Source organism: Bradyrhizobium barranii subsp. apii (genome assembly GCF_011516635.5).
In the GTDB taxonomy this organism is placed as follows: domain Bacteria; phylum Pseudomonadota; class Alphaproteobacteria; order Rhizobiales; family Xanthobacteraceae; genus Bradyrhizobium; species Bradyrhizobium barranii.
Genome location: NZ_CP096255.1, coordinates 3,779,083 through 3,794,085, shown reverse-complemented (window position 1 = coordinate 3,794,085; position 15,003 = coordinate 3,779,083). Strand labels below are relative to the sequence as shown.

Sequence of the window (15,003 nt, the reverse complement as noted above, 5' to 3'; positions counted from 1 at the left end):
GCTCGATTGCTCCGATAGTCGATTGAAATTGACCGGGACTTTGCCCGTCAGGGCCGCTTTGCGGCCAAAACCAGATCGGCGGCGCGATCACCGGACCGCACCGATCCCTCGATGGTTGCAGGCAATCCCGTAGCAGTCCAGTCGCCGGCAAGAAACAGGTTTTTCAGCGCAGTGGCCGGCCCCGGACGCAGGGCATTCTGGGCCGGCGTCGCCGCAAATGTGGCACGGCGCTCGCGCACGATCTGCCAGGGGGGCAGCTCGCCGGACACCCCGCCCGCCTTGCAGACGTCGTTCCAGATCGCCTGCGCGAGTTCCTCGCGCGGCATGTCGACCAGGCGGTCGCCATTGCTGATGGTCACGGACAGCCGGTTCGGGAACGCGAACAGCCATTCCACGACGCCGCCGATCACGCCGAGGATCGGCGCCGAACCGGGCGGCGGTTCAAAGCGGAAATGCGCGTTCACGATGGCGCGGAATTCGGTCGGCGTCTTCAGCCCGGGCAGCAGGCTCGCGGCGGCGCGCGGCGGCACTGCCATCACGACGACATCGCCCTCACCGAGCTGGATCACATCCTCGCCGCCGAAATTCAGCGCGCTGGCCTTGCCGTCACCGGTCGTAAACGAACGCAGCTCATGGCCGAGCTGAACGATGTGGCCGCGCTCCTGCAAGAACTTCACGGCAGGCTCGATCAGCACGGCGCTCAAGCCGTCGCGCGCGATCAGCGGCCGGCACGCCTGTCCGCCGGCAAGCAGCGTCTCGCGCACGATCGCGCCGGCAAGCCCGGCCGAGCCCTCGGGCGGATCGACGTTGAGTGCCGCAAGCAGCAGCGGCTGCACCAGCCGCTGATACAGGATGCCTTCGCAGGGAATGGACTTGCCGACCAGCGTCTCCTCCGACGCCCAGATCAGCGGCGCCAGCTTGAGATAATCGCTGAGCCCGGTGTCGGGAACGCGGCGGCTCTCGTCGAGCACCCAGGTCGGCAGCCGGCCATCGCCGAGATCGATCTGCCAGCGCTGCCCGGTCTTGATGTCGACGAACGGAAACTGCGCGCGCTCGGGGCCGACGAGGCCCGCCTCGGTGCCGATCGAGCGGGCATAGGCGCGCGCATGGCTGTTGCCCGACAGCAGCAGATGATTGCCGTTGTCGATGGTGAGATTGGTGGCGGCGTCGAAATAGGAACGGCAGCGGCCGCCGGCCTGGTGCGTCGCCTCGTGCACGGCGACCTTGAAGCCGGCATTGGCGAGCCGCACGGCGGCGGAGAGGCCGGAAATTCCAGCACCGATGATGTGAGCTGTCTTTTGCATCAGATGAAAGCGTAACGGAGCAGGATCAGGATGCGTGCGACCTTCGACACACGCACCGGCTCGCGCGGCGCGTTGAAGCCGCGCGCGATCAGGAGGTCCAGGATGGAATGGTAGTATTTCGACATGATCCGCGGCGCGCGCACGGCGCGGCGCTTGTTACGGTTCATGATCTCGTCCGACTTCTCGAAATGCGCCTTCGCACGCTGCGTCAGCGGCTGGCAGACCTTCGGCAGCGCGCGCTCGGTGATCACGCGGTTCGGGTCGTTGGAGGTGATGCCGGCATGCAGCAGCGCCTCGCGCGGCAGATAGAGCCGGCCGAGGCCAGCGTCCTCGTCGATGTCGCGCAGGATGTTGGTGAGCTGGAGCGCGCGGCCGAGATGGTAGGCGAGCTGGATGCCGTCTTCCTCGGGCAGGCCGAACACTCGTACCGACAGCCGCCCCACGGCGCTGGCGACGCGATCGCAGTAGAGATCTAGCGTCGTCATGTCGGGCGCGCGGATGTCCTGCGGCACATCCATCTCCATGCCGTCGACGATCGCAAGGAAATCCTCGCGCTTGAGGCCGAAGGTCTTCACCGAGGCGACGTAGTCCTTCAGCCGCGGCGGCGGATGGCCCTGATAGAGCGCGTCGATGTCGTTGCGCCACTCCTGAAGCGCGGCGAGCCGCTCGTCGCGCGGGCCGTCGGAATCGGCGATGTCGTCGACCTGGCGGCAGAAGCTGTAGATCTGGAACATCGCTTCGCGCTGGTCATGCGGCAGGATGCGCATCGCAGCGTAGAAGGAGCTGTTCGATGCGGTCGAGCCGTAATTGGCGCTGGGCGAGGTCGCCTCAAGCGTCATGTGCAGTCCCCGGTCTGGAAATGGCCTTGCGCCCGATCGCGCGGCGGCCGACTTCGCCGATCATGCCGGCGAGGCTGAAAGTGAGAAGCTCGAACTTGTTCAGATGCACGCGCTCGCGCAGGGGATCGCGCACCTTCAACAGGCGCACGATGCGATCGGCATAGGCCTGGATCACCGCGACGTCGACGCCGAGGCGGAAATCGCGGATCTCCGCGCTCAGCGACCTGCCCTCGTCGAGCAGGGCTGCGTTGCGCACGGCGAGCGCCTGAAGGCAGGCCAGCATCGCCGGCGGCGACTGCGTCAGCCCCAACTGCTCGACCGAGGCGCCACTCGCGGCCAGCGCGTCGCGCGGCAGATAGACGCGATTGAGCTCGCGAAAATCCTTGCCGCAATCCTGGAGGTGGTTGTTGATCTGGAGCGCCGCACAGAGCGCGTCCGAGGCCGCCCAGGTCGACGTGCTCTCGCCGTGGACGTCGAGCATGAAACGGCCGACCGGCATCGCCGAGTAGCGGCAATAGTGGATGACCTCGTCCCAGTTCTCGTAGCGCAGCTTGGTGACGTCCATGCGGAACGCGATGAGCACGTCGAGCGCGTGGCGCGGCGCCATGCCTCGCTCGGCCAACGCCCGCCGCAGAATGACAGCTTCGGCCTGGGTCTCGCCCTCGCCGAGCAGTTCCGCCTCGAGCAGGTCGAGATAAGCGAGTTTCTGGTCGGGCGGCAGCGTCGCGTGATCCGCGATGTCGTCGGCGGTGCGGACGAAATTGTAGTACGCCAGGATCAGCGCACGATGGCGCGGCTGAATGATCCAGGACGCGACGGGAAAATTCTCGTCGCGGTCACCCTTGCCGGATCGCAATTCGCTCGCAGAGGTCATCGAGGGCTGGTTTACAATCGTTTGGACAGGAAGGGCTTTTTCGCTCGCGCGGGCTCATGCCGACGATGCCGCCGCGGCCCCCATATAGGGGAATACGGCCGCAAAACCAATCCTGTCTCTCGATGGCTGCCCTTCCGGATCCGGCCCGAAAAGGCGGCCCCGGGGCCGCCCTTGGTGGGCCAGTGGCCGAGCTTACTGGTTGTGGGTCTTCAGGACCTGGTCGCAGGCCTGCGAGATCTTGGCCCGGTTCTCCTTGAGGCAGGCCAGGATGGTGAAATCGCCCTGGTCGATGACTGGGCGGCAGAACTTCTGCACATCGCGCGTGCAGGCCTTCTGTTCGGCGTCCGTGCCGCGTCCTGCCTGGGCGAATGCCGCCGTCGAAAGGGATGCCGACAGCAGGGTGAGAGCGACGAGAAGCTTACGCATTGTATTCCTTCATTCTGACGGCAGAACCGCACCGATCCCGGACAGGGCGAACGACCGGAACGGATTGTTCTGATGGCAAGTCGCCGCGGAACGTGCGGCCTCGGAGAAGGCACAAGCACTGGCAAATGCGGCCAAATTGGCGCCACAGCCACCAAATCAGGTCTTCCCTCACTCTTCATTGGCAGATGTAAGAGTTTGATACTACGTCATAATTTTGGCACACCGCGTTTTGATGCGTACCTGTTGCAGAGCTGCATCTCTCCGCCCTGTTTTTGCCGCCAGAAACACACCGAAACAGAGAGAATCACGCAGCCTGACCTGGCGCGACGGCGTCGTGAACCGCCGTCCCTGGCTGTCAGGCTTTGAACCAGACACAGGCTCGGAACACTAAACTTTCGATGTGGCGAGACGTTCATCCTAAGCGAACGTCGCTCGAAAACGGGATATTCAAAATGCAATTCTTTGGGCGATCTGGACAGGCAATCAAGGCGGCCGGCATCGGGGCTGCGCTGCTCTTCTCAGTCTCGGCAAGCCATGCTCAGTCGTCCGGACCGTTTGCAGGTTTCGACGGTGCGTGGAGCGGCACCGGCACGGTGTCGCTGTCCGATGGCAGCACCGAGCGCATCCGCTGCAAGGCCGACTACAAGGTCGCCGGCACCGGTCTCAGCCTCAAGCAGGCCCTTCACTGCGCGTCCGACAGCTACAAGTTCGACCTCACCAGCGACGTGACGAGCCAGGGCGAGCGAATCTCCGGCAACTGGAGCGAGACCAACCGCAACATCTTCGGCAATCTCCAGGGCACCGCCGGCGGCGGCCAGATCGAGGTGTTCGTCGAGGCCAACGGCTTCGCCGCCAACCTGTCGCTGCGCACCAACGGCACCAAGCAGACGGTGCAGATCAGTTCGAAGGGCGAGATCCGCGGCGTCAATATCACGATGACGAAGGGCTGAAGCCCTTCCCAGCGGATAAGGAACACGCCCCCGGTTCTCGCGAGCCGGGGGCTTTTTGCTGACATTGTTGCGGACATGGACCCAATTCGCAGACATCTGCTCAAGGCCGCCGGGCTCTTCGTCGCCAGTCGCGCCTTCGCCAATGACCAGCAGGGTACGAGCATGCAGCCTTCGTCGGTGAAACCACATCACGTGCTCTGCTTCCTCGGCAAGGACGAGAGCCTGCTGCACCCGCCGAAGGCGGTGGCCAAGACGATCGCGGATTTCAACTTCGAGATCGACCGCACCTATTCGCAAGCCAAGCCCGATCCGCACATGGAGCGGTCGTTCGGCGTATGCTGGGACCGCGTCTTCCCGAAAGCCTGGTCTGCCGCGGACGAAGCGGCCGTGGCCAGCCACAAAGCGGTGCTCTATTTGCTGAGCCCGCCGCTGGAGCAGCAGAAGGCAGTCGCCTTTTCGGCCGCGGCCTTGCGCATCGTCGAGGAGATGATCGAAGCCGGTGCCACCGCCGCGAAGGGCGAAAGCGCCGGCGTTGCCCACGGCCTCGAGCGGTGGCGCAGTCTCGGCGATCAGGCACGCAAGGGCGCAAAGACCAGTCAGGGCCTTGGCATGACCCTCGCCGTCGCCAAGGCGTGTCGTCTTGCTTTCGCCAAGCGTCCGCTCGGCGGCGATCGCTATTACGAGACCGTCGGCTATCACCTCGTCGGCTTGCCGGAGATCTATGTCGCGAAATCGCGCGGCAACGAATGGTCTGCGGTGATGCTGATGGAGGAGATCGCCAACGCCATGGCCGAGCGTGGCATCGAAGCGACGCTACGCGACCGCAAGCTTACGCTCTCGCGGGAGCAGGACTACGCCGAGGACGATTTCAAGTTCAATCCGTACGGGATCGTCCGCGCCGAGGCGTGAGCAAGGGGCGGCGTATGCCGCCGCCCGCTCAGATCGCCGGCTTGTCGGGGCCCTGAAGCTTGGCGTGCAGGTTGATCAGCCACATCGCCGTCGGCCGCAGGATGAAGAGGTCGGCGACGAGCGCCATCACCATTGAGAAGGCGCTGAGCCAGCCGAACAGCCGCAGCGACGGCAGATCGGAGAACACGGTGACGACGAGACCGCAGGCCAGCACCAGCGTGGTCAGGATCAACGCCGGGCCGACCAGCACCGTCGCGCGCTCCACCGCGAGCGCCGAACCGACGCCCGGCTTGCTCTCCAGCCTGAGGCGATTGAGGAAGTGGATGGTCGCGCTCAAGCCCAGGCCGAACGAAACGGTCAGCGCCACGACACTGGCGAATTGCAGCCCCTCGCCCATCGCCCACAGCACCGTTCCCGACATCACCACCGGGAAGATGCCCGGCAGGATACAGGCGAACATCACGACCCAGGAGCGGAAGGCAAGGCCGATGAAGATCGCGACGAGCGCGAATTCGACAGTGAGCCCGCGGTTGAGCTTCTCGATCATGCCGGCCGAGTTGCGCGCGGCAATCGCGGCAAGACCCGTTACCGCGATCTCGTAGCCGGGATGCTTCTTGCGGACGGCGTCAAGTTCGGAATCGAGCTTATCGACGATCGGTAGCAGCTGACTGGAATCCTTGTCCGGCACGCGGCCTGCGATTACGACGGCATCCTGCTCGGCGTCGATGAAGCGTCGGACCAGATGCTCGGGGATGACGTTGACATATTCCTTCAGCGTCGCGACGTCGGCGCTGCCGGCCTTGTCCGCGAGCCAGCGGCGCAGGGTCTCGAGCGACCAGACGTTGCCGACACCGGCGGCTTTCTCGACGGTCGCATGCACGTCCGCGATGGTCTGGAGCGTCTCCGGCGAGTAGAGCGTCTCACCCTTGGGGAACTGGACCAGCACGTTGACCGGATTGGCACCGGTGAGCTTGGCATCGAGCCGGTCGCTGGCGGCGACGGCCTGGCGCTTGTCCGGCACCTGATCGGCGAGCCGGTAGCGCGGCTCCAGATTGGCGTAGATGACGCCGAGGCCCGCGACGAACAACACTGCAATCAGGCTGAACAGGCCGGGACGACCCACCATGCGGACCGCGATCCAGTAGCAGAAATTGCGCAGCGCCTGGACGCCGGCATCCGCGCTCTGGAACTTGGAAGCAAAGACTTTCTCGTTGCGCACCAACAGCACGCCGAACACCGGCACCAGCGACAGCACCGCGACCAGCGCGATTATGGTGGCGGCCAAGCCCGCCTCGCCGAACTTGCGGATCAGGTCGGAGTCGGAGAACTGGAGTGCGATGAAGGAAATGCCGGCGGTGCCGTGCGTCAGCACGCAGGCCGGGCCCACCACCAGCACGGCGTTCTTGAACGCGGTGAACTTGTCCTGGCCTGCGATCAGCCGGTCGCGCGCAGCGAACGTCAACTGCATCGAGTCCGAGAAGCTGATCACCATGATGAGCGGCGTCATCACGTTTAGGAACATGTTGAGATTGAAATTGGCCCAGCCGAGCGCACCGAGCGCCAGCAGGATCGCAATCATCGGCGGGAACGCCGCCGCGACCATGAACGAGATCTTGCGGAAGAAGATGATGGCGATAACGCAGCCGGCGAGGATGCCGAGGATGTTGTAGGTCAGCCCGTCACGCTCGACCGCGTTGCGGATCTCGAGCTGCATCACCGGCACGCCGGAGAGCTGCACGTTGAGGCCGGTATTGCCGAGGTCTTCCTTCATCAGCGCCCGGATGTCGCCGACGGTCTTGGTCAGCTTGCTGGAGGCGACCACCTCCGGATCGAGCGACAGCACGATCAGCGCCAGCGTGCCGTCGTCCGACAACAGCTTGCCGCGGATGATCTCGTTGTTCTTGACGGTCTCGATGAACTTGTCATAGGCCGCGCCCTCGGGCAGTTCGGGCGGGAACAGCGCCGCCGGCAGCCTGCCCGGCGCCGGCGCCTGGCGCGCCGAGAACAGCGAGACCAGGCCACGCGTGCCTTCGACCAGCTGCATGTCGGTGACGAAGTCGCGCAGCTTCTCGAGGTTATTCCGTGCCAGGAGGGTCTTGCCCTCGACCACGACGAGGACGTCGAATTCCTCAGCCGGGAACTTCTTTGTCACCGCTTCATACTGGCGGAATTCCGGCGTGTTGGACCGGAACAGCTGCGACAGCGAATCGTCGATCTTGATCCGGTGAATGCCGAACACGGCACCGACGATCAGGGCGAGCAGAACGATGCAGGAGACGATCGGCGCCCGGACGGCGATCAGCCCGATGCGCTCGAGCCCGAAGGCGATCGAGGACGTCGGTCCCTGCTCGACCTTGTCGACATGAACCTCATTCTCGCGGTGCTTTTCGAGCATGCCTTGTCCAGTTCCTAATCGGCTCGGGTCTGTGAGCTTATTGCGTCCCGCGAACGGCTTGAAAATGCCATACAGATGGGAGGCTTGCCCTTTGAAAATGCGCGGAAAATCGCCGCGAGGGGTTTAGCAGGTCCAAACGCCCTCTCGCAAGCGCGCGCAAGCGCACAAATTGGATCAACATGCGGCGATTTCGACCCTTGATACCGGTCATTCCGGCCGGATCGTCCCGATTCGAGCGGGAGGATCGCCGCTCTCATCTTTCAGCGCCACGCCGGTGGCCTCCCGCGCCAGCCCCTCGCGAACAAGCCAGGCGATTTTGAAGGCGGCCTCGTCATGGCTCAACCCGGCCTTGTGGACGTTCGAGACGCAATTGCGCTCGGCATCGGTGCGGCCCGGCTTCGGTGCGAAGGTCAGATAGGCGCCGAGGCTGTCGGGCGCGGACAGGCCCGGCCGCTCGCCGATCAGCGTCACCACCATGCGCGCACCGAGAATGGCGCCGATCTCATCGCCGAGCGCGACGCGCGCGCCTGAGGCGACAACGACATGTCCAATCGCGACGTCGTTCCCTTCCGCAAGCAGCGGCAGCAGGTGAGACACCAGCGCCACCGCATGGGCGTGGACCGCCGCGGCCGACAGGCCGTCGCCGATCACGACCGCGAGCTGGCACGGCTCCGAGGCATGTCGTGCCAACAATTCGACCGAGCCGGCATCGAGCTGTCGTCCCAGATCCGGCCGCCGCAAATAATCCCTGCGGTCGACCGCTTGGCTCCGCGCCTCGGTGACGATAAGGCCAAGCGCGCGGAGATCTGCGACCAGACGCGGCGCGTCGAACACTGCATGCACGGCATCGCGGGCGCGGGCATGGTCCAGCGTGAAATCCAGCAAGGCCCTCGTCGGCACGCTCGCACCGCTGCGCCCGAGCGCGACGCGCGCGGGCGTCAGCGACCGCAGATCGAGGGTCGGGCGGCGCGGGACGGCCGGATCAGACATGTCGCGTCATTCGGCGGGAACGGAGGCCTCGCGCAGGCGGATCGAATAGTTCGAGGCGTTTTGCCTGCCGCTGGACGCCGCGCGCGCAAACGTAATCAGATGGTGCGCGATCAAGGTGCAGCCGATCAGCCCTTCGAGGTCGCCGCACTTGATGCGCCCGAGCGCAAACTTCCAGAACACGCGCCTGTAGTCGCCGAGCACACCGACCTTCCAGAAGATGTTGCGCAGCATCACGAGACCGCGCCGGATGTTGGGCCAGGTCTTCATCTCGTCCGGCGTCGGTATCTTCAGGCGGTGCACATAGACGTTGTCGCATTGATACTGGAAGCGCGCGTAGACCTTCTCGGGCTCGTAGGCGACGCCCATGGCGTGCTTCCAAGATGCGACGACCTCGTCATAGGGCAACAGGAAGTCGACGTTGGAATCGCGGCCGTCATCCTCGATCAGGCGTCCCTCGCGCTCCAGACGGTCCCACAGCGGCGTCTTCGGCAGCGCCTGGAGCAGGTTGATGGTGAGCAGCGGAATCCGGGACTCCTCGACGAAGGCCAGCAGCGCCTCCGAAGTGTTCGGCTTGTCGGTGTCGAGCCCCATGATGATGCCGGACACGACCTCCATGCCGTAGGAGTTGATCGTTTGCACGCCCTCGAGGATCGGGACCATCATGTTGTGGTCCTTGTGCATCGCCTTCAGCGCGTCGGGATCGGGCGTCTCGATGCCGCAGAAGATGGTGATGAAATAGGCCTCGCGCATCTTCTCGAGGATCTCGGGCCGCTTGGCGATGTTGAGCGTCGCCTCGCAGGCGAGCCGCACCACATAGCCGGTCCGCTTCTGCCATTCGATCAGATGCGGCAGCAGGTCCATTGCCGCCTTGCGGTTGCCGATGAAATTGTCGTCGACGAAATAGACCGTGTCGGTCATCCCGCATTCGCGCAGGCGGTCGAGCTCGGCGATGATCTGCTCGGGCGATTTGAGGCGCGGATTGCGGCCGTAGAGGCCGGGGATGTCGCAGAACTCGCACTGATAGGGGCAGCCGCTGGAATACTGGATGCTGCCGAGGAAGTATTTCTTCACGTCGGCGAGTTCGTAGGCCGGGATCGGAAACTCCGTCATCGGCACGCGGTCCTTGGTGGTGAGCACCACCTGCTCCCCGGGACGCGACGTGTCGCGCGCCAAAATCTCGATCAGCCGATTGGTGGCGTCGCCGAGTTCGCCGACATGGAGATAGTCGAAGGACGGATAATAGTCCGGGCAGGCGCTGACGGAGGGACCGCCGAGCGCGACCGGCAGATCGAACTCATGGGCGCGGCGGCAGATGTCGTTCATCTGCTGGCGCTGGATGTGCATGCCACTGACGAAGACCGCCTCCGCCCACGCGAACTCTTCGTTGGTCGCGCGACGGAGATTCTCGTCGACGAATTTGACCTCCCACTCCTCGGGCAGATAGGCCGCGAGCAGCAAGAGCCCCTGCGGGGGCATGAAGGCGCAGACGCCGTCGGTCAATGGATAGGAATGCTCGAACGTCCCGAACGACGACGTGTACCGGGGAAACACGCACAGAATCCGCCGGGCCGTACCGTTACTTTCAGCTCGCATCAAAGCTCCCCCGCCACGGTCGACATAGCTGCGGAAATTGCCAGCCAGACACATAGCGTAATGCTGTCGCCGGAATTTCTCAATATTGTGGCAGGACCATAATTCCGAGAGGGACCAATGGTTTCCTCAAGCCGCCGGGCGCTCCCGCCGCGTCACGCGATCAGCCGTGAGGCAAAATCGGGCAGCAGGCCTGCGTCGCCGGCAAGACGGAAATCGGCGCCCGCGATCCCCGACTGCACCAGCCAGTCGTCGAATTCCGGCGCACGGCGTAGGCCGAAGACGTCGCGGACATAGAGCGCGTCGTGAAAAGACGTCGATTGGTAGTTCAGCATGACGTCGTCGGCCCCGGGGACACCCATGATGAAGGTGACGCCGGCGGCCGCCAGCAGCGTCAGCAGATTGTCCATGTCGTCCTGGTCCGCCTCGGCATGGTTGGTGTAGCAGATGTCGATCCCGAGCGGCAGGCCGAGCAGCTTGCCGCAAAAATGGTCCTCCAGCCCGGCGCGGATGATTTCCTTGCCGTCGTAGAGATATTCCGGGCCGATGAAGCCGACCACGCTGTTGACCAGCAACGGCGCAAAGGCGCGGGCGACCGCATAGGCCCGCGCCTCGCAGGTCTGCTGGTCGACGCCGTGATGGGCGCCCGCCGACAGCGCCGAGCCCTGGCCGGTCTCGAAATACATCACGTTCTCACCGACCGTGCCGCGCTTCTGCGACAGGCCGGCCTGCTGCGCCTCCTTCAGGAGCGCGAGGTCGACGCCAAAGCTGCGATTGGCGGCCTCGGTGCCGGCGACCGACTGGAAGACGAGGTCGACCGGCACGCCCTGCCCGATCAGCGACAGCGTCGTCGTGACATGGGTCAGCACGCAAGCTTGCGTCGGGATCTTCAGCCGCGCGATGATCTCGTCGAGCAGCCGCAGCAATTGGCCGATCACGGCCGGATCGTCGCTCGCTGGATTGATGCCGATGCAGGCATCGCCGGCCCCTAACAGGATGCCGTCGAGGATCGAGGCGGTGATGCCCCTGGCGTCGTCGAAGGGATGGTTGGGCTGGAGCCGCGTGCTCATCCGCCCCTTCAGGCCGATGGTGTTGCGAAAGGCGGTGGTGACCTCGCATTTCCGCGCCGCCAGGATCAGGTCCTGGTTGCGCATCAGCTTTGAAACCGCGGCCGCCATCTCCGGGGTGATGCCGCTTGCCAGCCTGCGCAAAACCTCGGATGTCGCCGCGTCCGACAGCAGCCAGTCGCGAAAGGCGCCGACCGTCAGCGAAGCCACCGGCGCGAATGCGCCGGCATCGTGGCTGTCGATGACGAGGCGGGTGACCTCGTCGGCTTCGTACGGGATCACAGCTTCCTGCAAGAACTGCCCGAGCGGGACGTCGGCGAGCGCCATCCGCGCGGCGATCATCTGCTCGGCGCTTGCCGCGGCAATTCCGGCCAGCCGGTCGCCGGAGCGCGGCGGCGTCGCCTTGGCGAGCAGGTCGCGCAGGTCCGGAAATGTGTAGGTCGTGGCGTCGATGGTGTGGCGGTAGACCAAAGGCCCCTCCGGGGTTCATCGGCCAGTGGCCGACATCAGCGCGATCCCAAACTATATCCAGATCAAGACACTGAAATATCTTACCTTTCTTTTGACTAAGGACGAAGGGGCCGGGCCAGGGCGTTAAGACGGCGTCCATCTTCATTCTGCATAGTTTTGCATCAATTTTATACGACCGCGCTCTCCGGCCGCTTCCGGCCATTGGGGCCTCTGAAAAGCATGACAACCGACCGTTCTGGGAATGCCACGGGGGTGGCAGGCCGTTTCACGCTTGCGATCAAGCTCTACGCGATCTTCGCGCTGTTCGCGCTGCTCACGGCGGCGATCGCGATACTGTCCGACTACAACAGCCGCCGCAGCGCCGAGTTGACGAGCGCGATCGAGACGGCGAACGCCGCCGCGCTCAATGTCGAGCGAGTCAACTCGCTGGTCTACGCGGTCGTGATGGAATCGCGCGGCGTCTACATGTCGACCGAACCGGCCGTCGTGAAGAAATACGGCGAAGGCCTGCTCAAGTTCAACGCCCAGATCCTCGATGTCGTGAAGCGCTGGGAGACCATCGTCAAAGCCGACGATGCCGAGCAGTTCGCCACCTTCAAGAAGCGCATCGAGCAGTTCGTCGAGTTCCGCAAGGAGCTGGTGCGCCGCGGCGTCGAGATCAATGCGGCCGCGGGCCGCGAATGGGGCGACAACGACGCCAATCGCGCCGTGCGCTCGGCGCTGAACAAGGATCTCGAGGCGCTGTCCAAGGTTTATGCCGAACGCGCCAGGCAGATCGCGCACGAGACCGAGACCAATCGCACCCTCTCCTTCGTGCTGACCTGCCTCGGCGGCGTGGCGCTGGCCCTCGTCGTGATCGGCATCGTCATCATCGCCCGCTCGATCGCCCGCCCCCTCTCCGCCATCACCGCGACCATCGAGCAGGTCGCGGACGGCGCCGAGAATGTCGTGGTGCCGCACTCCGACCGCGCCGACGAGATCGGCGCGCTGGCACGCGCCATCCAGATCTTCCAGGACGCGATGGGCCGCAACCGCAATCTCGCCTCGCAGGTCTCGCAGGACTCCGCCGCGCGCGAGCAGCGCGCCCGCCACATCGAGCAATCCGTCGACGCGTTTCGCGAGGCGATCGGCGCGATCATGCGCGGCCTCAGCGACAACGCCTCCGTCATGCGCGAGACGGCACAGACCATCACCCGCGTCACAGCGGATGCCAACAGCCGCGCCGGCACCGCGGCGAACGCCACCGAGCAGGCCTCGCACAACGTCACGGCGGTGGCAGGCGCGGCCGAGGAGCTGTCCGCGTCGGTGGTGGAGATCGGCCGCCAGGTCCGGCAGTCCGCAGGCGCGGTCGAGCAGACCGGCCAGCGCACCGAAAAATCGATCTCCGAGATCGAAAGCCTCGCGGCCGCCACCCAGCGCATCGACGGCGTGCTCAACCTGATCCAGGCCATCGCCGAGCAGACCAATTTGCTCGCGCTCAACGCCACCATCGAGGCCGCGCGCGCAGGCGACGCCGGCCGCGGCTTTGCCGTCGTTGCCCATGAAGTGAAGGCGCTGGCGGGTCAGACCGCCAAGGCGACCGCCGAGATCGGCGAGAACGTCTCGATGATCCAGGCGTCCACCCGCAACGCGGTCGATTGCGCGAGATCGGCGGCGCCGTGCGCGAGATCAACGACGTCACCTCGGCAATCGCCGGCGCCATCGGCCAGCAGGACGCCGCCACGCGCGAGATCTCGTCCAACGCCCAATCGGCCGCGCAGGGCAACGAGACCCTGGTTGCCAACATCACCTCGCTGCGCGACGCCATCGGCGAGACGGACACGGCGGCAGCCTCCGTGCTGACGGCGGCGAGCAGCCTGACGGAGACGGCGGACACGCTGTCGCGCGAGGTGGAAAAGTTCTTCCAGAACCTGCGTTCGGGAGCGGCCGACAGCCGTATCGCCAAAGCGGGATGATGAAGGCGAAATGATCAGGCGCACCCCGGCGCCATGAGGCCGGCGGCAGGCCTGCCAGAATCAAAAACTGAAAAACAACCCCAAGCACAGTAGCCGGGGCCAGCGATATCAATGGCTTGGCTTCGCGCTCGGATGATTGCTGATTTTACGAAATCGCTTTGACTCGTCGGGCAAAACACTGGCATGATGTCATCGTGGCGGCGTCAGGCGTCATGGAAGCCGGACGCCTGGGTTACCTGCGCGGCTTCAATTGCGCACGCTAAAGTCGATCGTCAATTTGGATGGCCCGGAGCCGGCGAAACCCAACATGCGGAAGGCCCAAATTGTCGTTCTGATCATCCTGTTCTCGTGTTTTGCCTACCTAGGGATCACAGGAGAGGGACGAGCCAGGATCATCGCTGTTGTGACCGCAATCGTATTTGTGGCAGTGGCTTACGGCTCCTTCTTGCAGGAGCAAATGTACCGAAAGGCTCTCAGGCCCGGAGCGTCAATTTTCTCCCTGGAGACGATGTTTCGCGCGACGCTCACGCGAGAGTTTCTCTATTCCATTGTGTTGTTTCTGGGATTGCTTGCATTCGTTGGCTTCATCATCGCCATGGATGAGCTGGGTCAGCTTCAGTAGACTTGTGTTTGCGGAAGGAGGCGCCAGAAGCGGCTACCGACGGTCAAGCAGGCCGAGCGCTTCTTCCACGCACTCCTCGAGACTGCGCCGTGCTGTGTCGACCGTAAAATGATCGCGCTCCCACGGAGCGTAGGCTCGGCCGACGACCGCATTCCAGCCGGGCAACGACAGCCCGGCAATGTCGGTCGATCTCGTCTCAATCCTGCGTCGGTGCTCGTCGGCATCGCTGCACGCCACCTCGATCCAGACGATCTCGGCGCCAGCCTTTCGCGCGGCGATTTGCCAGCCTTCCCGCGCCTCCTCGCAATCATTGACGCAGTCGGCAATCACGTCCAGGCCGAGGGCGAGGTTGTCTGTCGCGACGGCCTGAGCGGCGCGATAGGTCCAGTCCAGCAGATCAGCCGGTGCAGTACCGGATGCCCAGATCGCTTGATCCATCGAATCGATCCGCAGCCAGGCGGCTCCGGTACGCCGCGCCAGAACCCGGGCAATGCTTGACTTGCCGACCCCCGGCAAACCAGCAAGCGTGATGAGTCTCGCCATTGCACACCCGAATTGCGTTGGACCGGCCCCTTAGGGACGTGACGTCGGCCACCACGAATAAGCGGCAA

At 64.6% G+C, this 15,003-nt stretch carries 12 protein-coding genes and 1 pseudogene; 4 read left to right on the top strand and 9 right to left on the bottom strand.

Translation table 11 applies throughout. From position 1 onward, the window contains the following. Positions 1–47 precede the first annotated feature (47 nt). The 4 genes from hpnE to HAP41_RS17960 form a co-directional block, all read right to left on the bottom strand. Entirely contained in the window at positions 48–1,304 is a 1,257-nt protein-coding gene (gene hpnE, locus HAP41_RS17975; protein WP_166098791.1) for a hydroxysqualene dehydroxylase HpnE, read from the bottom strand. Then, positions 1,304–2,143 (bottom strand): presqualene diphosphate synthase HpnD, encoded by an 840-nt coding sequence (hpnD, locus tag HAP41_RS17970; RefSeq protein WP_071915699.1) that lies wholly within the window; start codon positions 2,141–2,143, stop codon positions 1,304–1,306. Before hpnD ends, hpnE begins: the two co-directional genes overlap by 1 nt. After that, positions 2,133–3,017, bottom strand: coding sequence for a squalene synthase HpnC (hpnC, locus tag HAP41_RS17965; RefSeq protein ID WP_166098796.1), 885 nt, complete (start codon positions 3,015–3,017; stop codon positions 2,133–2,135). The genes hpnD and hpnC overlap by 11 nt, the downstream gene beginning before the upstream one ends. A gap of 192 nt (positions 3,018–3,209) precedes the next feature. Next, positions 3,210–3,443, bottom strand: coding sequence for a hypothetical protein (locus HAP41_RS17960; protein WP_028143219.1), 234 nt, complete (start codon positions 3,441–3,443; stop codon positions 3,210–3,212). A gap of 452 nt (positions 3,444–3,895) precedes the next feature. Here HAP41_RS17960 and HAP41_RS17955 point away from each other — a divergent pair, with 452 nt between their 5' ends. Beyond that, positions 3,896–4,393: a hypothetical protein gene (locus HAP41_RS17955; RefSeq protein ID WP_028146949.1), complete on the top strand. Its 498-nt coding sequence runs from the start codon at positions 3,896–3,898 to the stop codon at positions 4,391–4,393. 75 nt (positions 4,394–4,468) lie between these two features. Beyond that, positions 4,469–5,302, top strand: a complete 834-nt coding sequence (locus HAP41_RS17950; protein ID WP_166098806.1) for a hypothetical protein — start codon at positions 4,469–4,471, stop codon at positions 5,300–5,302. A gap of 28 nt (positions 5,303–5,330) precedes the next feature. Here the strand turns inward: HAP41_RS17950 and HAP41_RS17945 are convergent, their stop codons facing one another. The 4 genes from HAP41_RS17945 to HAP41_RS17930 form a co-directional block, all read right to left on the bottom strand. Further along, positions 5,331–7,697, bottom strand: a complete 2,367-nt coding sequence (locus HAP41_RS17945; RefSeq protein WP_166098812.1) for an efflux RND transporter permease subunit — start codon at positions 7,695–7,697, stop codon at positions 5,331–5,333. Between the two features lie 207 nt (positions 7,698–7,904). Continuing rightward, on the bottom strand, positions 7,905–8,687 hold the full coding sequence (gene eutC, locus HAP41_RS17940; RefSeq protein WP_166098818.1) for an ethanolamine ammonia-lyase subunit EutC: 783 nt from the start codon (positions 8,685–8,687) through the stop codon (positions 7,905–7,907). A gap of 6 nt (positions 8,688–8,693) precedes the next feature. Beyond that, entirely contained in the window at positions 8,694–10,280 is a 1,587-nt protein-coding gene (locus HAP41_RS17935) for a B12-binding domain-containing radical SAM protein (RefSeq protein WP_166098823.1), read from the bottom strand. Between the two features lie 152 nt (positions 10,281–10,432). Beyond that, on the bottom strand, positions 10,433–11,815 hold the full coding sequence (locus HAP41_RS17930; protein ID WP_166098825.1) for an ethanolamine ammonia-lyase subunit EutB: 1,383 nt from the start codon (positions 11,813–11,815) through the stop codon (positions 10,433–10,435). A 219-nt stretch (positions 11,816–12,034) separates the two neighbouring features. Between HAP41_RS17930 and HAP41_RS17925 the strand changes: the two are divergent. Further along, positions 12,035–13,770, top strand: a pseudogene (locus HAP41_RS17925) (methyl-accepting chemotaxis protein). Between the two features lie 307 nt (positions 13,771–14,077). Next, positions 14,078–14,392: a hypothetical protein gene (locus HAP41_RS17920; protein WP_166098831.1), complete on the top strand. Its 315-nt coding sequence runs from the start codon at positions 14,078–14,080 to the stop codon at positions 14,390–14,392. A gap of 33 nt (positions 14,393–14,425) precedes the next feature. Here HAP41_RS17920 and HAP41_RS17915 read toward each other — a convergent pair whose 3' ends face one another. Beyond that, on the bottom strand, positions 14,426–14,935 hold the full coding sequence (locus tag HAP41_RS17915) for a P-loop nucleotide/nucleoside kinase family protein (protein ID WP_166098834.1): 510 nt from the start codon (positions 14,933–14,935) through the stop codon (positions 14,426–14,428). Positions 14,936–15,003 lie beyond the last annotated feature (68 nt).